Consider the following 22,735-nt stretch of genomic DNA (forward strand, 5'->3'; position numbering starts at 1 on the left):
GACATGTACGTTCCTGCAAAGAAGATGTGAGAATTCTCTTTGAAGGATGGCATGTCCACACTTTTTTATCCATCCGTCGTAACTTCCGCGACTTCAAACCCGGCGCACGCTTTAGTCGGATGAGCCAATTTGCATTGTTCAATTTGCAGTTTGCAATCATCCCCCCGGCATGACCGAAGTCACCCTCGGAGTCGCCGCGGCCATGCGGCGATTGCTGAAATAGATTTTTTCGGTTGGCGTGACCAAACGTGTCCAGGGATAGTAGATAATCGAGTCGATCTACAAAGGCTCCAACACGGGCAACTTAAAAGGAGAATTGCCATGTCTCAGTTTCGTCACGGAGATGTCATGGTGGAGGAAGTTTCGATACTTCCCGACGTTCGTCGCAAGGCTCAGCATACGATCCTGGCTCACGGCGAGTTGACAGGTCATTGCCACCGGATTGCCGAGCGGGGGTCGGCGGATCTTTATGACACACCGGACGGGGTGTTCCTGCATGTCACGGCGAACGCGGCGACGCTGGTCCATGACGAGCACGCGTCGATTTCGCTGCCGTCGGGGTTTTATCGCGTTTGGCGGCAGCGCGAATATTCACCCGAAGAAATTCGCATCATCCGGGATTGAACTCATGTCGATGACACCCAAACAAGCTCGCGAGCACATCCTTGCCGGTGAAACCAAAGCGGTTCGCGTCGACGGCAGCATCGACTTGAGTGGAACCGATGTGAAGTCGATCGTTGGATCGGTTGCCTGCAATGATTTGAACCTAAGCAATACCCCGATAGAGAAACTGTCATCAAAAGTCAAAGTGCGATCGCGTTTGGAGTTGGACAACTGCAAACAACTTGAGCGTTTGCCCGCCGGCCTGACTTGTGGCTCGCTCAGCCTGCGCGGTTGCACGTTTTTGGATCGGTTGCCGGAACGATTGAGCACGTGGTTTTTGAACGCCAGCGATTGTCCTCGCCTGTCGAAGTGGCCAGAGGACGCCACGATCCGCAATGGCAATGTGCAGTTGAGGAATTGTGTGGAGATCCGCAATCTTCCCGAGTGGCTAGGACCGCTCGGGCAGCTTGACTTGGCCGGATGCGTGAACTTGCACGACGTTCCTGAAGGGCTGCGAGTGTCGGGTTGGATTGATATTGGTGGTTCGAGCATCACTTCGCTACCTCAGTCACTTCAATCGGCTCCGCTGCGTTGGCGGAGTGTTCCGGTAACGCACGAAATTGCGTTCGAGCCGGACAAGATTACGTCCAAACAGGTCTTGGCGGAAAAGAATGCCGAGCTTCGTCGCGTCATGATTGAGCGGATGGGATACCTGCGTTTTTCACAGGAAGTGGACGCGAAGGAGTTGGATGAAGATACTGATGCTGGCGGAAAGCGACAGCTTTTGAAGATCGAAATGGGTGACGACGAGCCGTTGGTTGGATTGGCGTGCCGCTGTCCGTCCACGGATCGGCAATATTTCCTGCGTGTTCCACCCACCATCGAAACTTGTCATCAAGCCGCCGCGTGGATGGCTGGCTTTGACGATCCGGCTCTTTATCAGCCGGTGATCGAAACGTGAGTTTTCGGAGTGGATCTTGTAAAATATTCAATTTGCATGGGGGATCTTTAACAAGATCCACTACGGCTGCTTGATTTGGTAAATTCACGCATATCTTCAATCTTCTTTTCTCCTATCCAAACGGATTGACCAATGGAACGACGCGAGTTGATTTTTATGGATTCGGCATCCAACAAATTTTGGAACATCGAACTGGATGGGAGTTCTCATACGGTCACCTACGGTCGGTCGGGCACGGATGGCCAAACGAAAACGAAATCGTTCGCTGATGACGAAGCCGCAAAAAAAAACTTCGATAAACTGGTCAGCGCGAAGCTAAAAAAGGGCTACGTCGATACCGGCAGCGCGTCCGCGTCAACGGGCGATGACGGCGATGGGATTCCAACGCTCGCCTTTCGATCCGTAGTCAAGCAAGACGATTTGTATCACAACGCCAAAACGTTCATCGGAAAACGAGTCGCTGACTACGATCCTGATAGAAAGCCTGCTGCTGGTGGCAAGACGGTTTACCGATTCCGCAGCGAATGGGATGCCCCGAACTGCATCCCGCACTTGAAGCAGTTTCTGGCGACCGACGCAGCGACGGAAGCGGTTGGTATCATCATCGGGAATTGGGCGGGGGAGGACAGTGACCCCAATGAAGTCATCAAGTTGTTGTGCGATAGCAGCGACCAGCTCGAAAGTTTGAAAGCGATCTATCTAGGCGACATCATTTCCGAAGAAAACGAAATGTCGTGGATCCATCAAGCCGACGTGTCGCCATTGCTGGAAGCGTTTCCGAACTTGGAACTGCTTCGAACGCGTGGCGGAAACGATCTGGCGATTAGCAAACCAAAGCACGCTAAGTTGCGCGGCCTCATTTGCGAGTCGGGTGGGTTGCCGGCTGAAGTTGTTCGTGCGATCGTTCGATCGGATTTCCCAGAGCTGGAGCACTTGGAGTTGTGGCTGGGGACCGAAGAGTACGGTGGCGACAGTTCGGTTGAGGATCTGCAACCGATTTTGAGCGGCGAGCTGTTTCCCAAGTTGAAATACCTTGGCTTGCGGAATTGTGAGTTCGCCGACGGCATCGCGGCCGTGATCGTCAACAGCCCGCTGGTGCAGCGAATCGAAACGCTCGATCTTTCGCTCGGTGTGATGACGGATGAAGGAGGCCGCGCGTTGCTGTCGTTGCCCACCAGCGGAGTGCTGCAACACGCCAGTCTGCACTACAACTATCTAACCAAAGAAGTCACGAATTTGTTGAGCAAACTGCCCATCAATTTGGATCTGTCGAAGCCTTCCCACATGGACGACGACGAAGAGTGGCGTTTCGTAGCGGTCGGTGAGTAGCCGCACCATGACGATCCTAACGACCAACGCAAACCAACATTGGGTCATCGCGGACCCGACCAGCCAGCGATTTACCGATTACTGCGTCGCAGCCGAATCTTCGGGCTTGCCACGACCGATTTGCGTCGACTGGATTGATTTGATTGAGCACGGCACCGATATTCTCGACGACATTTCGGTGAACGCTCGTTTGCGGATTGATTCGTTTGGACAGCGTGGTGAGGTGATCGCCGCCTTGATTCGTCACGGCGCGGGAACGCTAGTTCCACGTGACGGCGAGATTCAGTCGTTGGATGCGCAGTATGCCGGGCTGTGCCGAGTCTTGCGTGCCATCGCAGATTGGTCGACGCGTCGCACCGACGTGCGTCTCGATCAAGACCCACGGGAAGTCGCCGTCATGTTCGACAAGTGGGCGAGCCATCATCGCGTCGTGCCCGATCGACCAAATACGATCCTGTTGCCATCGGAACCGCGAGAACTGAATGAAACACTTCTGCCGTTCGTCGATGAGTGCGGAGGCCGCGTTTTTGTGAAGCCTCGTTACGCATCATCCGCGTCGGGCGTCGGTTGTTACCGAGTTAGCGGTCATCGCCAGCAACTGATAGCTCCCATCGAAATCGTGCGAGATTCCGAGGGAGTTCGCTTGTTCAACTCTCTGCGAGTGCGTTCGTTTACCGATGCGAGGGACATTCAAGACATTTTCAGCGTGCTGATTCCGCAAGGCATGATCGCCGAAGCCGCCGTCAACAAAGCTCGTGTCTATGGCGATCGGTTTGATTTGCGAATCGTTGTCGTGAGCGGCCAAGCGGATCATGTGGTGGTGCGACAAAGTCCCTCGCCAATCACCAATCTGCATCTTGGAAATCGACGTGGATCGCTGAACTCCGTTCGCGACGTAGTGGGTACGCGGCGGTTGCGTGATTGCCAAGAACTCGCGTTGCATGCGGCGAGCCAATTTCCAAGAACGCTGTATTGCGGCGTTGACATTTTGGTGCCTCGACGGGGCAAGCCGTTGGTGTGCGAAGTCAACGCGTTCGGTGACTTTTTGCCCAACTTCGTCGTAGGTGGCAAGACGGTTTACCAAGCGATCGTGCAAGCAAGACCGTTGCCAGAGGAGGCGGCATTTTGAATCACATACGTGCTATGGTGTTTGACCTCGATCAGACGCTGTTTGATCGGCAGCTTGCCTTTGACCGCTGGACGGACAGCTTGAATGTTTCGCATCGCGACCGAACGCGATTGCGAACGCTGGATCAAAACGGGTCGGGGGATCGTCTTGAACTATTTGCCGAGTATGGGTCGATGAAGGGCGAGACGATTGACCAGCGCGGTTTCGTCAGAGCGCTCGTTCAATTCATCGAGCTTCATCGCGGGCTGGTTGCGAGTTTGCAGCGTTTGCGAGAGCGATTCCATCTGGCGGTGTTGACCAATGGTGGCACGGAGACTCAACATGCCAAGCTGCGATTCTTGGCACTCGACCAAGTCTTTTCAGCCGATCGCATTTTCGTGTCGCAGCAAATTGGTTTTTCAAAACCCGACCGACGGGCGTTTGATCGGGTCGCCGCCGCGTTGGATACGCCTGCCCATCAGTGTCTGTACTTTGGAGATCGAGTCGACACCGACATTACCGCGGCCCGCAAAGCCGGTTGGATGGCTTGTCATGTCCGTTGCCCGGCGGATTTGATCGTGCAGGTAAACAGTTTGGGACCAAACTTTGATGGAGTGGATCCAATTAAAGACTCCAATGCGGAAGGATCTTTATCAAGATCCACTGAGGGAGTCGCGCACCCATGCTGAATCATATCGGACGCAGCGACATCCTGATGATGACGCTCGACACCCTGCGTTTTGACGTCGCTCAATCGCTGTTTGAGCAAGAACGATTGCCCAACTTGTCACGGTATTTGCCGGCCGACGGTTGGCAACGTCGGCACTCGCCCGCGACGTTCACCTATGCCGCTCATCACGCGTTCTTTGCTGGTTTCTTACCCACGCCAATTGATCCTGAGCCACACCAACGGTTGTTCGCTTCAGAATTCGGTGGCAGTGATACCACGGGACCGCAAACGTTTGTCTTTCCAGAAGCGACACTTCCTCAATCGCTTTCACGACTCGGCTACCGCACGATCTGCGTTGGCGGAACGGGGTTCTTCAACCCGGACAATGCACTCGGACGTGTATTGCCGGACCTGTTCGACGAAGCCCATTGGTCTGAATCCATGAGCGTTGTCGATCAAGATTCGCCAGCCCATCAAGTCGACTGTGCCATCGAATCCACCGAGAGATATCCAGATAAGCGGGTGTTCTGCTTCATCAATTTCTCAGCGATTCATCAACCGAACTGGTTTTACGCATGCAATGAACGGCCGCACAATGACTCGCCGCAAAAGGGACGTGATACGCTCATCAGTCATGGTGAAGCTTTGGTGGTGATCGACCGCGAGATCCCGAGGTTGCTGGAGTGTTTTCGGCGGCGAGGCAGTCTGTTTGCACTTCTCTTTTCAGATCATGGGACTGCCTACGGCGAAGAGGGTTACTGGGGACATCGACTCGCTCATCGTGTTGTTTGGGAGGTGCCTTATGCCGACTTCCAGTGGTAAGCGCGAGCGAGTTTCCTGCGGGCACCGGTCGCAGACTTTGGCGGCTGCGATCGCGGAGGATCAGTACGCCGGATATGCCTACGCGTATCCTCACAAGACATCCTATCGCGAGCTTGATCCGCCAGTTTCGCTTGCGGAAGCTTGGGCGGCGGAAGACAAATCGCAACTCTATTTGTATTTGCATTTGCCGTTCTGCGAAATGCGATGCGGCTTCTGCAACTTGTTCACGGCGTCACAGCCCGCCGACGAACTGGTCCAACAAACGCTCGACGCGATTGCTCGTCAATCACGGATTGTCGCAGGCGCGGTCCAGCCGCAGGCGATCGCCCAAGTCGCCATCGGCGGAGGGACACCGACGTATTTAAACGCGTCGGAACTGCGGCGTGTGTTTGAAATAATTCGGCGGGACTGGCCTGTTGATCTTGGAAGTGTTCCGTTTTCGGTCGAAGTCTCTCCAGCGACGGTCGATGCCGACAAGCTCCGTTTGATGGTCGATTTTGGCGTTCGTCGAATTAGCATGGGGGTGCAAAGTTTTGTCGAGCGCGACCTCAGTAGCTTGGGCCGACCACAAAAGAACGACCAAGTGGATTCCGCGATCGACTTGATACGCAGAAGCGGTGTCGAAGTTTTCAATTTGGATCTGATCTACGGAAATCACGATCAAACCGAATCGGACTGGTTACGGACCGTGCAACACGCACTCGACTACCGCCCCGAAGAGGTTTTCTTGTATCCGTTGTACGTTCGCGAATTGACGGGGCTCGGACGAACCGGACGCAGCCCGGCTGAAAATCGCCGACACTTGTACGGGCTGGGCCGCGACTTGCTGCTGCAAGCCGGTTTCCGACAAATTTCGATGCGCATGTTTCGCCGCGTCGATGTTGACTACTCCACCCAGCATTGTTGCCAGGAAGACGGCATGGTTGGGCTGGGGCCGGGTGCGAGGAGCTACACATCGGCACTGCACAGCAGCAGCGAGTATGCAGTCAGCGGTCTTGGCGTCCGAAAAATCATCGCCAATTTCAATGAGCGTAGTGACGAGCAATTCGGACGGGCCGACTACGGCGTCTGGCTCAATGAGGAGGAGCAATCGCGACGCTATCTGATCCGGTCGTTGCTGCAGATCGACGGCCTGGGCCGCCAAGCATTCATCATTCAGTTTGGTGACGACGTGCGGAATCTGTTGCCGCAGGTCGATGAACTGGTCGAACAAGGCGTCGCCGAGCTGACACCCGATCGACTGTTTTTGAATGAGGAAGGGCTAACGCATAGCGATGTCATCGGTCCATGGTTGTATTCACATTCGGTCCGCCAGCGCATGGAGCAGTTTCATTTGCGATGAACGTGACGCGAATTTTGTATCGAGGCTCGCTATCGAGCTGCAACTATGCGTGCGGGTATTGTCCGTTCGCCAAGACGACCAATACACGCGCGGAGCTGGACCGCGACTGGCAACAGCTCGATCGTTTTGTGGATTGGGTCGAGGCTAGCCAGCGGCCCGTCGGAGTCCTGATCACACCTTGGGGCGAAGCGATCATCCATCGGTACTGTCGTGAGGCGATGATTCGGCTGTCTTGGATGGATCACGTGCATCGAGTCGTCATTCAAACTAACTTGAGCGGTCACCTGGATGACCTTTCTGAAGCTCGCGTCGATCGCATGGCGATCTGGGCCACGTTTCATCCCGATGAAACCGACTTGCCGAGGTTCTTAAAACGATGTCAGACTTTGGACGATTTGGGAATTCGATTCAGTGTTGGCGTGGTGGGGTTCAAGGAACACTTTGACGCCATCGCGAATTTGAGAAGTCGTTTGGGATCGGACATCTATCTGTGGGTAAACGTGCCCAAGAGCAGCAACATTCAGTACAGCGCGGACGACGTTCATTTTCTGCAATCCGTCGATCCCTACTTTCGCTGGAATGCACATCGTTGGCCAAGTCTGGGAAAGCCTTGTCAAACCGGATGGTCATCGTTCACCGTGGATGGCGAGGGCGAAGCACGCCGATGCCATTTTGTTGACGATGTGATTGGAAACATCTATCAGGATAATATCTGGGCGTCACTCCAGCGGCGCGACTGCCCCAACGCCACCTGTGGCTGTCACATCGGGTACGTCCACCGCGACGACTTCGAGCTTGACCGGGTCTACGGAGGCAACCTTCTCGAGCGCATCCCAAATCATTGGCCCGATGTGGATTCCACGATGACTCACCCGCCATCGCCCCACGGACTTCCGATTTTTCCACATTCGGGCGATTGACGGATTTACTCGATCTTTCGTTGTTCACTCATGAGCCGACGGACATTCCGCGGACTTGGTGGCGTTCAGTTCGATGAAGCCTTTCCATTGGTCCGGGACGTCGTCTTCGTAGAAGATCGCTTCGGTCGGGCATTCGGGAACGCAGGCTCCGCAGTCGATGCATTCATCGGGGTCGATGTAAACCATTGCGTCGTCTTCGTGAAAACATTCGACGGGGCAAACCGGTAAGCAGGCTTTGTCTTTGCACCCAATGCAGGGTTGAGTCACCACCATCGCCATAAGATAGCCTTTGGTCCGTAGTTTGTTAGTCTGTAGTGGATCTTGTTATTGATCCGTCTGAACACGAAGGATCTTTGACAAGATCCACCACAAAGGAAGTGAGAAAGCGAGTTTGGAACCGGACACCAGCCCCGACGAAAAATTGAAAATCCCTGAATCGCTCACCGATCGGCCGGATGGTTGGTTGCTGCGCGAGTGGAAAGCAGGTGACGAGCGAGCCGCCGAAGTCCTGTTTGATCGCTACGCCATCCGTTTGGTTGCTTTGGTTGCCAGCCGCCTGAATCGCAGCTACCAAGGCTCGATTGATCCAAACGACGTCGTCCAATCGGCGATGGGCAGCTTTTTCGACGCCGCCAGGCACAGTCGCATTGAAGTCAGTCGCAGTATTTCGCTGTGGCGTCTGCTCGCGACCTTTGCTCGCCGAAAGATGGCCCGTTCGATTGAACGGCAATCAGCTGTCAAACGTGGCGGCGATCAGGTTCGACATTCACTCGACAGCGTCCAACCTCAGATCACCAGCGAGCACGACCTAGACCAGAACGACGAGGCAAATGAGTTCATAACGACATTGAAGGCCGAATTACCGGCCGATCTATTTACGATCGTCAAAGGAATCCTCGCCGGCCAAACGCATCGAGAGCTTGCCGAGTCGCTTGGCATCGACGAGCGAACCGTCCGTCGTCGCCTGTCGCGTGTTCGCGAACGACTGGCCCCAAACGTCGCCAGCACGAACGAAACCGCACGCGCGGCAGACAGTCCGCCGACGCTGCCCCGAGTGAATTACAACGAATTCGTGCTCGGCAAATTGATTGGCAGCGGTGGCTTCGGCAAGGTCTATCGGGCGAGCATGCAATCCGATGGCCGAACGGTCGCCGCCGTAAAATTTCTTCGCAAGGCGTTTTGGCAAAACGAAGCTGCCCGGAGATCGTTTCTGAGCGAGATCAACCTCGCCTCGCAAATCAAACATTCAGGCGTCATCCGCTACCTCGGCTACGGCGAATCACCGCACGGTGGCCCATACGTCATCAGCGATTGGATTGACGGAGGTTCATTGCAAGATGCTACCGACGCCACACCGAAACAGATCAACCATTGGCTCCAGCAACTCTGCGATGCCATCGCGGCCGTGCATCACGCCGGTCTGGTCCATGGCGATCTTACACCGAGCAACATTCTTGTCGACGCGGACGATCGAATCACAATCACCGACTTTGGTTTTTCACAAGCATCCGCGAATTCATCATCGCAAGTCCTGGGAGGAACTCCGGGCTTCGCTGCCCCCGAGCAAATCGACCCAGCGTTCGGTTCGATTGGCCCCAAGACGGACATCTACGCGATCGGCGGTCTCCTTCACTGGCTCATCTTCCGAAGGCCACCCAACTTTGGCACGAGTCTCGAAGAATCGCTGGCGTCAACGCTCTCGAGCGACGATCCAGAAGTCCTGCCAAGCGAAGCGATCCCCGACGCACTTCGCAACATTCTCGCAGCCACGCTTCGCAAATCGCCAGCAGACCGAACAGCAACCATCGACGACATCCTGGTGATGCTTGGTCCATCAAGATGAACTCTGGACCAGGATCCTTCCCTGGTAATGGATCGAAAACGACGAAGCGAACTCGCCGACTGGAGAAGCGACGATGCGGGCGGCGATCTCTCGCACACGCTGGTCCGAGAAATCTCGATGATGCCGGAACTCAATCACACCAGGCTTGACCATCGCTGCCAGTGCGTTGCCTGCCGAATCGTCTTCGTAGTTCAGTCCTGAAATTCGGATGTCGCGATGTTCGATCGTGTACGGAAAGAAATGTGCCGCCGTTTCATTGGCGATCAATTTCATCAGGTAGCCTTCCTGATCAGTTAACGCTTCGACGCATTCCATCCCTGTAACATTCATTCGGCACGATCACTCTGTAACAGACGGTCAACCACTGTCGCTGACGGTCATTATGCGATGCCCCTCCAACCACGTCGGCGGTTCCACCTTCGCCGCCAGTTTGTGAATGACGCTTTCGGGGACGGATCTGGCCCGGTCGCGATTTTGTTTCAACAGCACTCGCATCGGCGGTTCGACGTAGATCAACTCGGTACGAGCGTTGTAGTCGGAGAATAGTCCGTTCCATCGTGAACGGGTTTGGCGCAGGATGTTGGTGGCGTTGAAGGCGAATGAGGTGTCGGCGCGGAGGTGTTGGCGGCATCGCTCGGTAGCGGCTTGGATGACTCGGCCTTGATCGTCAGTCGGATCGACTTTCATCTCCGTTCGGATTTCGTCGAGCGACACGACCGGCAAGTCCGGCCGATGCTTGGCCAGCCACGTGTCTTTGCCGCTACCCGGCAAGCCACACATCATCGTGACGGTGCAAGAGAATTCATCGTGCGGGACGTAGTGCAGGTTGGGTTCGGCTTGGCGGAAGTATTCCAGCCGAGCATGGTCGGTCGCAAACGGATAACGAGTGTCGAAGCAATCGTTATCCTCGGCAAGCAGGCGGTAGCAGTGCAGGTTGTCTTCCGGCCGGCTCATCGAAGCGGTGTCACGGCCGCGAGTGTCGGCCAGCGCGAACAAATACAGCAAGCGGTTCTCACTCAACCACGACAACCGAACGACTTCCTTCGCCGTGTCCTCTCGTTCGAGTACAAACGCCGGCCGGCCGTGATAGCGAACCAGCGAACATACGCATTCCCGTTCGTCGAGCGGGCATTCCAAGTCACGCAGCACGCCGCGCACCAAGTGCTCGCCCTTGACCGCATGGTTGGGCGAACGCACGTGCCCGGTCTCCGGATCCAAGATCGTCGTCAGCGGTTTGGCCGCATCGTGGAACAACGCGGTCAATAGCAACGCTCGCCGGTCGTCATCATCCAGCGACTCCCATTCATCCAGCCGCGTCAATTGATAGCAAACCATCTTGGTATGAGTCCACACGTCGCCCTCGGCGTGCCACTGGGCATCCTGCGAGCAAGCCGCCATCGCTCGCGCCCAAGGCTGCGTTTCCGCCCACGCGATGACCTCTTCGTGGCTCGATCGTGATAGCTCGTCCCAATTCATTTCCAAATGTCCACGCCGTCGACCAACTCATTCGGCACCATCACCTGCTGTTGCCAGTGTGTGCTTTGCTTGATTTTCTCAACAAACTCCGGCCGCACAAACTTGGCCCGCCCCGTCACCTGCGTCTCGCTCTCAATGCGAAGGTACAATCCTTCAGCCAAATTATCCTGCCGCCCCGTCAGCGGATTGTCGAACTCGGCACCGAACGCCGACGCCTGAATCAAACTCTCCAGATCCGAACGCTTCAACGTCCCACGATGCACGATCGGAACCGTTTCAATCCCAGTCTCATCGAGAAACTCCATCCGCCGCTCCAGCGTCAGGAACACGCCAGCATCCTTGTCGTAGATATCGAACTCAAAGAAGTAATGCCGAAGCTCGCGGTAATGGATCGAATGCCTCGCGTACATCCATTCGCCGTACAGGATGAACTGCTCGCCAAGCCGTTCCTCCAGCACGTTCCGTTTCACTGTCGTCCACTGCTTGAACAGATCGTACTGCGGATGCATGCCCTCGGTCACCAGGTGCCCACGACACTGCAGCATCAACTCCCCCCCGGCGAAGTGGATCCCCACATTCGTCCCGTCGATCTTCTCCTCAACAATCAACGATTCATCGGCAAGGAACCCCACCGATTCCAGCTCGCCCAGATGTTTGTCGTCGCTCGTCCCACGAGAGCCAAACAAATGCGGCGTCCGCGGATATTTCACAAAGTCGCCCCGCGAAGCGCCCATCGTTGATCTCCATGAGTTGTTGCAATGAAAGGCAGTTGACACGGAATGGAGCTCCTCGGTTCACCTGAAAGCTGGCAAACTAAAGAATCATCAGAGCCGAATGCCAGGCGTCTCGCCTCTCGAACGCGAGCCGTCCTCGCAATCCTCGGCATGGACCTTCGAGTGACCGAGCTGGACCGAGATGGATTCGACCGGCCATCCTTTCCGATTCGCGTACATGCTGAGCGTCATCGGTGTGCAAGCTCCAAGAGCCGACAGCAACAACCCGTACGGATCTGGCCCCACATCTGTCCCACCAACCGACACCAGCTCATCGGCAGTGAGCTCATGTCCACCCGCCGTGATGGTTTGCCGAAACCCACCATCCACCTCGCGAACTAGTGTTTCATTCATTCAATTTCTATTCCGTGAATTGATTGTAGGTCTACCCACCATCGGACATCGATACCTTTTGCTAAATCGAGGGATAGACCCCAATTTCGATTTGCCGCTCTCCGATAAATGATGCTAATACCACCTACGAATTTGGTGAGCGGCGACTTCGGATCAGGCGGTCTTGCATCTCCAGCGCTCGTGGAATTTGACGATCGGTCATGGTCTTCAAAACTTTGGTAAAGTCGTCGCGGAGGCTGCTGTCTCGAATGACGCTGCCTTGATTCTCTCGCCAATAAACCTCCAGCAACTTGAGCAATGCCGATGTCAGGTAATAGTGTGATCGCCAGTGCCAATCGTTGAAGTCCTCAGTTGCGGCTGCAATTTGTGCAATCCCCTTGCGTCGCAGATCTACGAAAGCATCGCCAGCAAGAAGCCCAGCGTAGGCTCGCACAACTTCTGGATGCGGCAGAAATCTGTCGGCCCATTGCTCGTATTCGGTTTGCATCGAACCAACGACGCTCCGAAGCCGCTCGTCAACGACCGCCGACTCTCCGAAGCTCAAGTGGCCCATCAAACGAATGAATAATGTTTCGTTGGTTTCATTGTGTCGAACGGGGCTTTCCAGCCAATTCTGTTGATTCCACGCAAATTGAATCATCTCTTTCCAATGTTCGCAGAAGCGCCTAACGTCGTGAGGATCCCGGCTCCCGTAGATGAACCATGAAGAAAGGAAGCCCTCCACCCAATGCAATCGGTCGAGACCCAGCGATAGCAAAGGCAGCCAGAGCCGCTTCGCTTGCTCAGTACTATCGAGATGCACGATGGCATTAACCAGCACACTGAACCACCAGTTTTCAAAGTCTCGCGGATGTCGGTAGAAGCCTTCTCCATCACGCTGGCTATCCGCGATCGCCGTCGACGTAGACCCGAGCGGCCGAAGCAGTCCGGAGGTAATGACTTCCATCAGTTCGACCGCTTGATCTCGATCGGTTTGCTCTTCGATCTCTTGAAATCTCTCCAACCACCCGAAGGCTGCCTTGATCAAGTCGGACTCAAAACCCGAAAGACGTTCGAGCTTCTCGCGAAGCTTGGAATGAAGGTCATCTTCGCTACTCAACGACCTCTCAGCAAGGAACAACGACTTGATTTGGTCGGTCGCAGCCGATGTCACATGAACGAAGTCAATTGAACCATCGCTCGTCTCCCCAGCACTGAATTCATCGACTAAAAGGTCCATCCGATCGTCAATATCGTACGCCGCGTTTGGGCAATTGAATATGCTGTTGCCACCTTTGGTTGTTTCGAAGACAAACCGAACGCCTGCTGCATTCACCGCCAGTTTTTGCAATTGACGAAAGGTTGAACCAAACTCTGCTCGCCAATGAAAGGCGAAGTCCATCACGTCCTTGGCGACCGAGTAACTGTAGCCCGTCAAGTTCATTGCACACCACCGACGGATCTCTACCGCGCAGGGATCCTCTTTGAGGATCGAAATCGCAATGATTGCTTCAAAATTTCGGAAGTAGCTATCGCTCGATGAACTGGCCACGTCAAAATCGGGACGTGGCGGTGGGTTCTCGACAAGTATACGAAATTGATCTGCACACCAATGCTCTCGAGTTTCTTCTTCTTTTAGCCAATCAGAATGCAGCACGACCAAAACAGCGATACCACCACCAACTGAATGTTCGGGAGTTTCACCAAGCGAGTGAATGGCATCAGCGTTGTCCGCAATTGAAACCATCGTTTTCCAGAATGCCTGAACTTCTATTTCCGACATGGGCTCAAGCTTGCTCAACAGAGTGCGGCAACGCAGCGGAAACTCGATTGCCAACATTCGCTATTCGGCTTCCCGCCGACCGTCCTGCATGCGTTCAGATCTGTCGACTGGCTCATCAAAGGTGATATGAAGGCCATCGCTTCTCGCTTCAGCAGACCAGTTGTCGAGATCGAATTCGGACAACAGCTTGTCCAACACCAGCGACTCGCTCTCAGACAGTTCGCCAAGTGAATCCGCCTTCCATTTTTCGGTCACTTCCGTGAAAAGCTTGCGCAAGTCTGGGTTCGATAAAAACTCGCCGAGAACTTCGCATACAATTCAAGACACAGAGCACGATAAGCAAGCAAGAAAACCTGTTTGTCTGATCCGGTCCACACTTCTTCATCGATCGGCTGAAAGATTTCCTGATCATGTGTTTTGCAGAATCCGGGAAATGCGGACGCGCGCTTGATCGGAACATGTTCGAAGTTGCCGTTGCCGAAATCGAAGATGGCTGACATCTTCAGTTTCGCTCCACGAACCTTATTCTGTTGATCGGCTATTGCCGCAAGCTCTCTGGACAGCCCGACCGTGTGGGATTTGATCGCCGGTTTCCCGCAGGTTGAGCTGCAACCGACTGGGGCGAGACAACCATGCTTCGACTCGGCGGCGACGGCTTCCTTGAAAATTTTCGCAACGCGACGCCGGTCGTCCTCACCCGGCTCGAAGTTGGTTGGTATCTCAATGCCGGGAAATATCCCAGCATGCGCGAAACTTGGATGCGATTTAGCTCGCTCTGATCGCATGCAGCACTGTTTGTATTTCTTTCCGCTTCTACATGGACATGGGTCGTTTCGGCCGGGTTTCATGATCGTTGGCAAGATGGGCGTGACGAGATGCAGTCGCTAACGAAACAGACCAAAAATCTTCAGGAAAGTTCACTGGGGGACTTGTGCGGCATTAAACTCCGAGTTAAACATACCGCAGGACACAAGAATTCTCCAGCAGGCCTCGCGATTACTTTTCGCTCGGCCTTCCTTCGCGGGGCTTGCTCTGCGGGGGCTACTCCGGTGTGGCGGTTGCCATGCTGCCTATTGGCCCGTCATATCTGGGACGACCTCCCTCTGATGTGACGTGTCACCGTGATGCGACTGATGTCATTGACTTCAAGTCGTCGGATGATTCCTGAGATTTGGAACCCGGTACGTTGCCGGCGGAAGGGTCTTACATTCCTCCTCACGGAGAATTGTTATGAGCGGTAAACGCCGTGAAGTTGTGTCCTGCAGGGAACGAAAGTTGAATGCGATTGTCAGTTTCTGGCACTCGCTCCCCGACCCGAGTGAACTGGCAGGAATGAGTGGGAGGTCGCTTGCGGACCTTCGTCGTGAAGCGTTGGCTTGTTTGAAACGGTCGCCTCCGGACCTTAATGGTGCCCAGGCAGCCACATTCCAAGCGATCCACGATATGCGAAACGATGAGCAAAGTTAGCGACCTCCCAAAATCATTAGAGAACCAATGCGACGACTAGGAAAAACAGCCCGTAAAGTTCGGTCCAAGCTTGGGCTTTCGCAAGCCAAGATGGCTAGAGAGCTCGGTATTTCGATCGTTCAGCTCAGCAAAATTGAGAACGATCACGCGATGCCATCACCCAATTTGATCGAGAAGTACCGTGAAGTTGCGAACGTCGACTTGTACGTTATGGATTGGTGCGAGGATCCCGACATGACGGCGCTGCCAAAAGCGGTTCGTGAAGCCGCAGCAGAGTTGCGAAACGCTTGGTCCCAGGAATTCGATTGAGGTTGAATCAGCATGGATGCGAAATTGTTCAATTTGCACCGCACCCGACAGGTCGCTGGTCGTCTGGGCTTAGACGAATCTTGGATGCTTCGACTGGCCGAAGAACTTCGCACTGCTGAAGGGCGTGCGAACTACATTCGCGAGTTTACGCTTTTCGATCCCCGGCCCGCGAAGAAACCAAGAGACATCATCTCGGTTCGCGGAGATCTTCGATTGGCTCAGCGACGTCTTCATCAACGACTCTTGTCGAAGGCGATAGAGCCGACTCCCTACAGCCACGGTGGCGTTCGAGGTCGAAGTATCAAAACGAATGCCGGGCAGCATGCACGCAGCCGCTTTGTCTATCTGACGGACATCGCCAACTTCTACCCCTCCATTCACAGCAGTCGAATCAACGACTTTTTTGGATCGAATGGATGCCACCCGTCAGTCGCTCGATTGCTGACCAGCCTTACGACTCTCGACTATCACCTGGCACTGGGGTTGATCACGAGCCCGATTTTGGCGGAAGCCATCATCAAGCCCGTCGATCGGCGAATTGCGGTGGCGTGCGATCGACTCGGACTTGTCTACAGCCGATATGTCGACGACATTTGCATCTCGTCGAAGCACAGCCTGCAAGGTTCGGGAATTGACGCAACGATACGAACGATCCTCCGCCAATCGGGGTTCAAGGTTCGAGCATCGAAGGATCGCTTTATCCGCGTGGATGAGGGCTGCGCCATCACTGGCATTCGTATCCATCGTGGTCGACTTTCTATCACACCGATTTATGCTGACGAGTTGGAAAGTGATCTCGGCCGTGCGTTGTTATTCGCTCGCGGCGGAACGCACACCGGGCTTTTCTTCACGAAAGAGCAGCTCTGGGGACGCGTCCAATTTGTCCGGTGGATCAATCCTGGACGCGCGAAACCACTGGTTCGGTTGTTCCGCCAGATCCCATGGCGACGCTATCGCGTGGCGGCAAGTCAGAGCGGACTAATTGCGGCAAAGCCAGTATTTGGCGAGCGTGACACCGCATCCATTTGATATAGGCGGTACTTGTCGATTGTCGCCAATAATTTCACATTCAAAAACGAAAGATGCTTCTATGTATATTCGGTCGAGCCTCTGTTTCATCGGATTGGCATTGGTCTCGCCAGCGATCGGGACGCCGCAAGGCACTCAGGAAGCGACAACCCAGCTTGAACAACAATGCGTGTTCCTAGAACCGGGCGAAGCTCTGGACCAAATCCAGCAAGATCATTCCGAAGAGTCGCCGATCGTGGTGGCTCAGGGTGAACTTGACCAGTTGATCGACTGCAAGGGCGGCGGGGCGTGTCCGATTTCGGCGGCGCTGATCGCTTCCCAGGGAGTGCGGGTCATGGCCGGTCTGCCCGCTGATTCACATCCGCATCGAACGGCGCTGCGTGTGTTTCAGGATAAGCCGGAGTTGCTGCTCGGGCGGATCAGTAACGATCGTATGGTGATTTTGCTGGCTCACCTATGCGTGGACATGGAGGAATTGCCCGTGGCGATATCGACTGTGTCGGCACCGAACAGCCCTCATGCGGCGTTGGGACCAAAATGGTCAGAGACTAATGGCCCGGACCTTTCCACGGCACCAGGCGAGTTGAAGATCCTCGCGTACACCGTGACGACGGCCGATGGGACGGTTCGAGGACGCCACTTTGTTTTGCTGAAGACGAACAAGGATGGGCGTTTAAGCTTCATTGACCCAGGAAAACCTCTGAAGAAACGAATCTTCGATGTGGCGTATCGCGGCGTGCCATCGGCAACCAAACGCCAAGTGTTCTTCCAAGTACCAAATGGCTTGGATAAATCCGGCCAAACCTATGAATTGAACACGATCTTTTCGGTGCGTTTGTTGTCCGAGGAAAGCAACGAGTCTCGGGACAGCAATTCGCGAGTTGAATCGATGAAGGCGAAGATTGACGAACTGTCAGCGCGGTTGCGGAACACGGACCAATTTTTGTCGCCGGTCGCGTGGAGAAAGGAAGGTGCTTGGTTCGGGCTGCCAGGCGTCGATTTACCAGCCAGTATTGGTGGCGGGGAGTATTCCGTTACCGAAGCTCTTGAATTGTTCCGTCATGCGGGTCGGATCAATCTGAATCTGCGGGATGTCGTCGGCGGTGCGCACGGTCGGTCGCTTGTGAAAGCTTCATCGTCGCTGGCCAGTGATGTGTTGGGCAAGATCGTTGCGGGCGAAGCCTACATCGCCGTTTCGATTACCGAACCTATGGCGGGATCGAATCCCAAAGAAATGCAAAGCAAGGCGGTTCGCTACGAAGGTGGCTTCAAGCTGACCGGCAAAAAACTGTGGAACGCCCGATTACGACAGGCAACGCACGTGGTGCTCTACACGTTAGCGGCCGACGCCGAGAAGGGAGAACAGTCGGTATTCCTCATTCCAATTGACCACCCAGGCTTAAAGGTTATCGATCGCTACGCCCACGGACTCACGGGCAACTCGTTCGGTGGCCTTGAATTTGAGGAAATGTTCGTCAGCCGCGATCACTTACTTGGCGAAGACGGTCAAGGCGGAAAGATATTCACCGAACACTTTCAGTATTGGCGACTGATGCAGGCCGCCGCCGCGATCGGGTGCGGGGAAGCCGCGCTAGAACAGATGGCCGAGCGACTCAAATCACGAGAAGCATTTGGTGCCCCGATTGGTCGTTTCAGTCATCTCCAACAACCACTCGGCGAGTATCACACCAAACTGCGGATGGCGATGGCGCTTGCTCGGGAGGCGGCAAAGCTAATCGACGAAGGCCAGTACGAAGCGGCCACACCGCTGGTCAATGGTCTGAAAGCTGAGGGTGTCGAGATCGCGTTGTCGGCGTGCGATGCTGCCATGCGTGCTCACGGCGCGATGGGCTACAGCCGAGATGTCGACCTGGGCGACCGAGTTCGCGACCTGATGGGTTTGCGAATCGCCGACGGCACGACCGATGTGATGCGAATGTCAGTCGTCAGCAAAGCATACGGCTCCGACCTCTGGACAATGTCTGTTTATGGAGTTCGATCGCCAATGAGGAAAACTCAATCGGAACCAATCTCACCAGTGAAAGCTAGCCCGGCGGCGTCAAATGATTGAAAGCGAACAGCATGACTCGCCGGACCTATTTCCATATCCGGTCAGCAAGGGCGAGAAAGAATCGCCTGCGACCACCTGGGTGCGAAACCATTCCAGCTACCTAACGGTTGGCGGTTTCCTGAACTACCTGCAAGTTGCCGGGGTCTACATTCGTGGAATTCTACTGAACCTCGTAGTGTTGGCTCCCGTGATCCTCGTTGCTGCGATGATTCCGGCGTTCTTTCATCACTGGCTATTAAACCATCCGTTTGCCGCTACCGGCTTCGCATCATTGCTTTTTGTGTTGGCGATCGCAGTATTTCTAGCTAACGGTCCATACTCCCTGATCCGCGCCATCTCGCAGCGGTTGGCGGGCGATCACAACCGAGACGGGAGCCTAGCTCGCTTGGGTAGAGAGCAATTGATTGCCTGGGCGATTCTTGCATTGTTCGTCGGCATCTCAATTGACGTGACACCCCGTTTGATTGAGTTCGCCCGCCAAAACCAGGGCTCACTACAACTAAACTGGCCAAATGTTTCTGCACTCATCGTTGGCATTGCAACACTAGTTGGCACGGCGAGTCGGTTTCTTGATCGGTTTGAGTCAACGAAAGCTTCGTATGCTGTCGCAATCGTCGGGTTGACCAGTCTCTCGATCCCTTACCTACTGCTGCTCGGTGTTGCGAACTACCTGGTTTATGGCATCATTCCGACCAGATCAATGTACGCTTGGCTGACTTTCATTTGCGTGATTGCGTTTACAGTTTCGCTATTTATCGCCCTTCGCATTCGCTCGACCAAGGCGATGCCGACAACAAACAAGAGGTTTGGTTTCGCGGTGACCACGGGCTTTGCAATCGCAATTGGATTCTTGGCGTTCGCTGCTCACAGGTCGGGAAATCAATCAGCGATTGTTTCTGAGTTCGTAGGCGAAGTCACACGTCCGCTCAGTCGGTTGGCTAGCGTGAAGGTTCCAAAGGAGAAGAAACTCGCCGACACACCAGCTTTCCAGGAATTGGTGGACAAGTACGAACTCCTAAACTCATTTGGAAAGGTACGGTTCACGACGCACGGCGTCGTTCTCAGCGAATCTCCGCTCTTCTCTTTTCTGCGGCCTAGTTCCTGGCTGAATTGGCTCGATGACCGCGACGCAGACGCTGAGTATTTCCTGGCTGCGTCCGATTTCATTGAAGCCGGTGAGCGGATTGATTCTCTTGATTCAGTCAGCAAGCTCAGGCTGCTTCATCTCGGCGCTGATGAAGCCTTCCGAACGATCGTCCAAGCTGAACGCAAAAAGACTCTTGTCGAAGGGGAGGCGGAATCGCGTTCGCCGAATAACGCTATCTTGGCGGAGTGCTTGCGATCCAAGTTGGCCATTACGGCAGAACGGCGAGAGGAATTGGCAACCCTCACTCTCGATGAGTTGCATGCCGTCACCTCCGATACAGATGCGATGCAACGTGACTATCAAGCAATCACTCTGCGTAGACTTCCCGAGCGTTTGAGCACTACATTCCTGGAGCGAACAGGGCGAAAGCCTACAAGTGAATCGGAAGAAAAGGGGGCGCTCGACGTCAACCTTAGCGGGCCGTTTCTCCTTGAGAACTTGCAGCGTTCGGAATTCGATTCAGCTTGGGGTGAAGAGATGTGGTTGACATGTCTAGCTGCATCCACTGATGTTGATCTGTGGGCCACTGACACCGCGAAACAGTTGTCAGGAGTCAGCGGGTTCAGCATTGGAAAGGCTGGTGATGTCGTTGAAGAAGCAAAACGAAGGCAAGTAGCTTCTGCCTTCACCACTGAACAATGCATGCAGTTGCTGGATCAAAAAGATGTCATTCATCGACACATTCCGAATGCTGGCATAGCAGGGGCGAACGCCTCTTTGCCCGGCGACGTGTCCGTAGCGACCAAATCACTGGGCCAATTCTTGAAACGACCATGGTCTACCCAACGCGGTGGCGACGTAGAGAAAGAACTTTCAGCATTCTGTAGCCGACTAAAGTTGGGAACTTCGGACGCGTTTCGAGTTTCATGCTTTGACGTTCTCCTTTACCAGGCAGTGAATGACCAGGATGTGACGGGAGTAGCGGCACGGATTGCTCTTGCTGAATTGTTTAACCCTTCAATCGTTATTGAATCTGTGCCGGAGGGAATGGATCCGCTTGGCGTATATCGCGTCAAGGCCGGCGAACAAATGAGCGACCGATCACTTAAGCGTCTTGCGGCGATCCGATTCACGAACATTGACAAGTCAGAACCCATTCTCCGGCGGATTGTTCTCGGCGAGTTCGGAAACCTGCAAGGACTCAGCGGAATGAAAGAACGAGTGTTTGAGCGAGCGTTCTGGTCGAAAGGCATTTTTATACTCGTCACCGCTACGCTCCTTCTGATTGTCGCTTGGCTCTACATCGACATCAATCGCACATCCGCTCACGGATTTTACCGCGACCGCTTGTCCCGAGCTTTCCTTTTCGACATCGACTGTAATGGGCAAGTTTCGCCCGCGTTCGATGTGCGACTAAGCGAGCTCGGAAACTATTCCAGCGGATCAGTCGCGCCTTTCCAACTCATCAACTGTGCTGTAAATCTGCAAGGAAGCCCTGACCTGGAAATTCGTGCCGAGAAGAGCGACTTCTTCACGTTCAACGCTGTCTACGCGGGAAGTGATCGAACCGGGTATGTTCCGATTGAAGTCCTTGAGGAAGCCTGCCCCAGCCTGAGCGTTGGTACTGCGATGGCGATCTCGGCTGGCGCTGCGTCGCCCAACATGGGACGGAACACCAACTCGCTACTTGTATTTTTGATGACATTCGCCAATTTACGACTGGGATATTGGCTTCCGAACCCTCGCAAGGTGGTTCAGGATTTATCAGAGAACGGCAAACTGAAGAATCGCAAATTGCTCGATCTCACTGATGTTCGGGTACTCGAAATTAGTAAGATCAAAGATCGCCGGAAGAATCTGGATCCGGCTGGACAAGAATCGTTCGACGGAGTCACCGACGTTGAAGGGTCTCTATGCGGTCTCGCTTGCTCGGGAGGCGGAATCCGGTCGGCTGCAATCAACCTTGGTATCGCCCAGGCTCTTCATGCGGCCGAAATTTTCCCGTTGTTCGATCTTCTTTCGACAGTGTCTGGAGGCGGTTATTTCGGATCAAGCGTAAGCACGTCAATGCGGGCAAGATCCAGTCAAGAAGCACTTCGACCAATTGGGAACGCGAACGACCGTGAGTCGCCATCGTTTGAAAATGGCTTCGATCCTTGGGTTACTGGCTATCGCTGGATCACTCGACCGACTCACTACTTGAAAGAAATGACCAGTTGGCTCAGCCAAGACGATACGTGGATTAATCTTTCTGATGGAGGGCATGTGGAGAATCTAGGCTTCTACGAATTGCTCCGTCGGCGATGCCGGTTCATCGTGGTGGGTGACGGTGAAGCCGATCCTGATTTGGAGTTCCCTAGCTTGACGTTTGCCATTCAAGCGGCGCGAGCAAGGTTGAACACAACGATCCAGTGGGTTCCGGAGAGCATTCACCTTTGGAGCCAATCCGCGGCTTCGAGCCATTCCAAACGTCCACACCATGCTTTGGGACGAATTCAATATCCCGGCGATAGCCGACCCGCCTTTGTGCTGTACTTAAAGTCGAGTGTGAATGACGATGAGCCGGCAGACGTTCGTGGCTACGATCGCCAACATGAAGCGTTTCCGCATGAGTCGACTGCCGATCAGTTCTTCGATCCCTCGCAGTTTGAAGCCTATCGAGAACTTGGCAAGCACATCGCGGAATCGGCTCTTGCCGCTATCGGTCCTATTGAACGAAGCGAAGACGCAAAGTCGATTTCGTTTACGTCCTTAATAAATAAGCTGGATGTTCTATGTCCTGACCCAGCGGCAATTTCCGACGAGTGAA

22 protein-coding genes and 1 pseudogene are annotated in these 22,735 nt (G+C 54.5%); 15 read left to right on the forward strand and 8 right to left on the reverse strand.

Annotated features, from left to right (window positions below):
• Positions 1-321: 321 nt before the first annotated feature.
• From Poly21_RS00005 to Poly21_RS00040, 8 genes are all read left to right on the forward strand, one after another.
• Complete coding sequence (locus Poly21_RS00005) at positions 322-624, forward strand: DUF8820 family protein (protein WP_146404719.1); 303 nt, start codon at positions 322-324, stop codon at positions 622-624.
• A gap of 4 nt (positions 625-628) precedes the next feature.
• On the forward strand, positions 629-1,564 hold the full coding sequence (locus Poly21_RS00010; protein WP_146404721.1) for a DUF6745 domain-containing protein: 936 nt from the start codon (positions 629-631) through the stop codon (positions 1,562-1,564).
• Between the two features lie 132 nt (positions 1,565-1,696).
• On the forward strand, positions 1,697-2,893 hold the full coding sequence (locus Poly21_RS00015; protein ID WP_146404723.1) for an STM4015 family protein: 1,197 nt from the start codon (positions 1,697-1,699) through the stop codon (positions 2,891-2,893).
• Between the two features lie 7 nt (positions 2,894-2,900).
• Positions 2,901-4,022: an STM4014 family protein gene (locus Poly21_RS00020; protein WP_146404725.1), complete on the forward strand. Its 1,122-nt coding sequence runs from the start codon at positions 2,901-2,903 to the stop codon at positions 4,020-4,022.
• Positions 4,019-4,690 carry an HAD family hydrolase gene (locus Poly21_RS00025; RefSeq protein WP_146404727.1) on the forward strand — a complete coding sequence of 224 codons (672 nt, stop codon included), beginning with the start codon at positions 4,019-4,021 and terminating at the stop codon, positions 4,688-4,690. The genes Poly21_RS00020 and Poly21_RS00025 overlap by 4 nt, the downstream gene beginning before the upstream one ends.
• Positions 4,684-5,493: an STM4013/SEN3800 family hydrolase gene (locus Poly21_RS00030; protein WP_146404729.1), complete on the forward strand. Its 810-nt coding sequence runs from the start codon at positions 4,684-4,686 to the stop codon at positions 5,491-5,493. The genes Poly21_RS00025 and Poly21_RS00030 overlap by 7 nt, the downstream gene beginning before the upstream one ends.
• Positions 5,474-6,835 carry an STM4012 family radical SAM protein gene (locus Poly21_RS00035; protein WP_146404731.1) on the forward strand — a complete coding sequence of 454 codons (1,362 nt, stop codon included), beginning with the start codon at positions 5,474-5,476 and terminating at the stop codon, positions 6,833-6,835. The genes Poly21_RS00030 and Poly21_RS00035 overlap by 20 nt, the downstream gene beginning before the upstream one ends.
• On the forward strand, positions 6,832-7,755 hold the full coding sequence (locus tag Poly21_RS00040) for an STM4011 family radical SAM protein (protein WP_146404734.1): 924 nt from the start codon (positions 6,832-6,834) through the stop codon (positions 7,753-7,755). Before Poly21_RS00035 ends, Poly21_RS00040 begins: the two co-directional genes overlap by 4 nt.
• A 24-nt stretch (positions 7,756-7,779) precedes the next feature.
• Here the strand turns inward: Poly21_RS00040 and Poly21_RS00045 are convergent, their stop codons facing one another.
• On the reverse strand, positions 7,780-8,034 hold the full coding sequence (locus Poly21_RS00045; protein WP_146404737.1) for a ferredoxin family protein: 255 nt from the start codon (positions 8,032-8,034) through the stop codon (positions 7,780-7,782).
• A gap of 142 nt (positions 8,035-8,176) precedes the next feature.
• Here Poly21_RS00045 and Poly21_RS00050 point away from each other — a divergent pair, with 142 nt between their 5' ends.
• A complete protein-coding gene (locus Poly21_RS00050; protein ID WP_302116973.1) occupies positions 8,177-9,598 on the forward strand; it encodes a sigma-70 family RNA polymerase sigma factor in 1,422 nt (473 codons plus the stop codon).
• Here Poly21_RS00050 and Poly21_RS00055 read toward each other — a convergent pair.
• The 6 genes from Poly21_RS00055 to Poly21_RS00080 form a co-directional block, all read right to left on the reverse strand.
• Positions 9,590-9,928: a hypothetical protein gene (locus tag Poly21_RS00055; protein ID WP_302116976.1), complete on the reverse strand. Its 339-nt coding sequence runs from the start codon at positions 9,926-9,928 to the stop codon at positions 9,590-9,592. The genes Poly21_RS00050 and Poly21_RS00055 overlap by 9 nt on opposite strands.
• A 27-nt stretch (positions 9,929-9,955) precedes the next feature.
• Complete coding sequence (locus Poly21_RS00060) at positions 9,956-11,074, reverse strand: AAA family ATPase (protein ID WP_146404746.1); 1,119 nt, start codon at positions 11,072-11,074, stop codon at positions 9,956-9,958.
• Positions 11,071-11,808, reverse strand: coding sequence for an RNA ligase family protein (locus Poly21_RS00065; protein ID WP_146404748.1), 738 nt, complete (start codon positions 11,806-11,808; stop codon positions 11,071-11,073). Before Poly21_RS00065 ends, Poly21_RS00060 begins: the two co-directional genes overlap by 4 nt.
• 90 nt (positions 11,809-11,898) lie before the next feature.
• The gene (locus tag Poly21_RS00070; protein WP_146404751.1) at positions 11,899-12,201 is read right to left on the reverse strand and encodes an OsmC family protein; all 303 of its coding nucleotides are present in this window, start codon (positions 12,199-12,201) and stop codon (positions 11,899-11,901) included.
• Positions 12,202-12,325: 124 nt separating this feature from the next.
• Positions 12,326-13,963, reverse strand: a complete 1,638-nt coding sequence (locus Poly21_RS00075) for a hypothetical protein (protein WP_302116980.1) — start codon at positions 13,961-13,963, stop codon at positions 12,326-12,328.
• Between the two features lie 60 nt (positions 13,964-14,023).
• Positions 14,024-14,239 carry a hypothetical protein gene (locus tag Poly21_RS00080; RefSeq protein ID WP_146404757.1) on the reverse strand — a complete coding sequence of 72 codons (216 nt, stop codon included), beginning with the start codon at positions 14,237-14,239 and terminating at the stop codon, positions 14,024-14,026.
• 356 nt (positions 14,240-14,595) lie between these two features.
• Here Poly21_RS00080 and Poly21_RS26850 point away from each other — a divergent pair, with 356 nt between their 5' ends.
• Entirely contained in the window at positions 14,596-14,742 is a 147-nt protein-coding gene (locus Poly21_RS26850; RefSeq protein WP_302116982.1) for a hypothetical protein, read from the forward strand.
• Here the strand turns inward: Poly21_RS26850 and Poly21_RS28170 are convergent.
• A pseudogene (locus Poly21_RS28170) lies at positions 14,743-14,811 on the reverse strand (SEC-C metal-binding domain-containing protein); the annotation flags it as partial.
• 382 nt (positions 14,812-15,193) lie between these two features.
• Here Poly21_RS28170 and Poly21_RS26855 point away from each other — a divergent pair.
• The 5 genes from Poly21_RS26855 to Poly21_RS00105 all read left to right on the forward strand — a co-directional run bounded on the left by Poly21_RS26855 (position 15,194) and on the right by Poly21_RS00105 (position 22,734).
• Positions 15,194-15,430, forward strand: coding sequence for a hypothetical protein (locus Poly21_RS26855; protein ID WP_302116984.1), 237 nt, complete (start codon positions 15,194-15,196; stop codon positions 15,428-15,430).
• A 27-nt stretch (positions 15,431-15,457) separates the two neighbouring features.
• The gene (locus Poly21_RS00090; protein ID WP_146404763.1) at positions 15,458-15,739 is read left to right on the forward strand and encodes a helix-turn-helix domain-containing protein; all 282 of its coding nucleotides are present in this window, start codon (positions 15,458-15,460) and stop codon (positions 15,737-15,739) included.
• Between the two features lie 12 nt (positions 15,740-15,751).
• On the forward strand, positions 15,752-16,768 hold the full coding sequence (locus Poly21_RS00095; protein WP_146404766.1) for a reverse transcriptase family protein: 1,017 nt from the start codon (positions 15,752-15,754) through the stop codon (positions 16,766-16,768).
• Between the two features lie 61 nt (positions 16,769-16,829).
• The gene (locus Poly21_RS00100; RefSeq protein ID WP_146404769.1) at positions 16,830-18,839 is read left to right on the forward strand and encodes an acyl-CoA dehydrogenase family protein; all 2,010 of its coding nucleotides are present in this window, start codon (positions 16,830-16,832) and stop codon (positions 18,837-18,839) included.
• Positions 18,832-22,734 carry a patatin-like phospholipase family protein gene (locus Poly21_RS00105; RefSeq protein WP_146404772.1) on the forward strand — a complete coding sequence of 1,301 codons (3,903 nt, stop codon included), beginning with the start codon at positions 18,832-18,834 and terminating at the stop codon, positions 22,732-22,734. The genes Poly21_RS00100 and Poly21_RS00105 overlap by 8 nt, the downstream gene beginning before the upstream one ends.
• Position 22,735: the final 1 nt, after the last annotated feature.

Source organism: Allorhodopirellula heiligendammensis, from assembly GCF_007860105.1.
GTDB lineage: Bacteria > Planctomycetota > Planctomycetia > Pirellulales > Pirellulaceae > Rhodopirellula > Rhodopirellula heiligendammensis.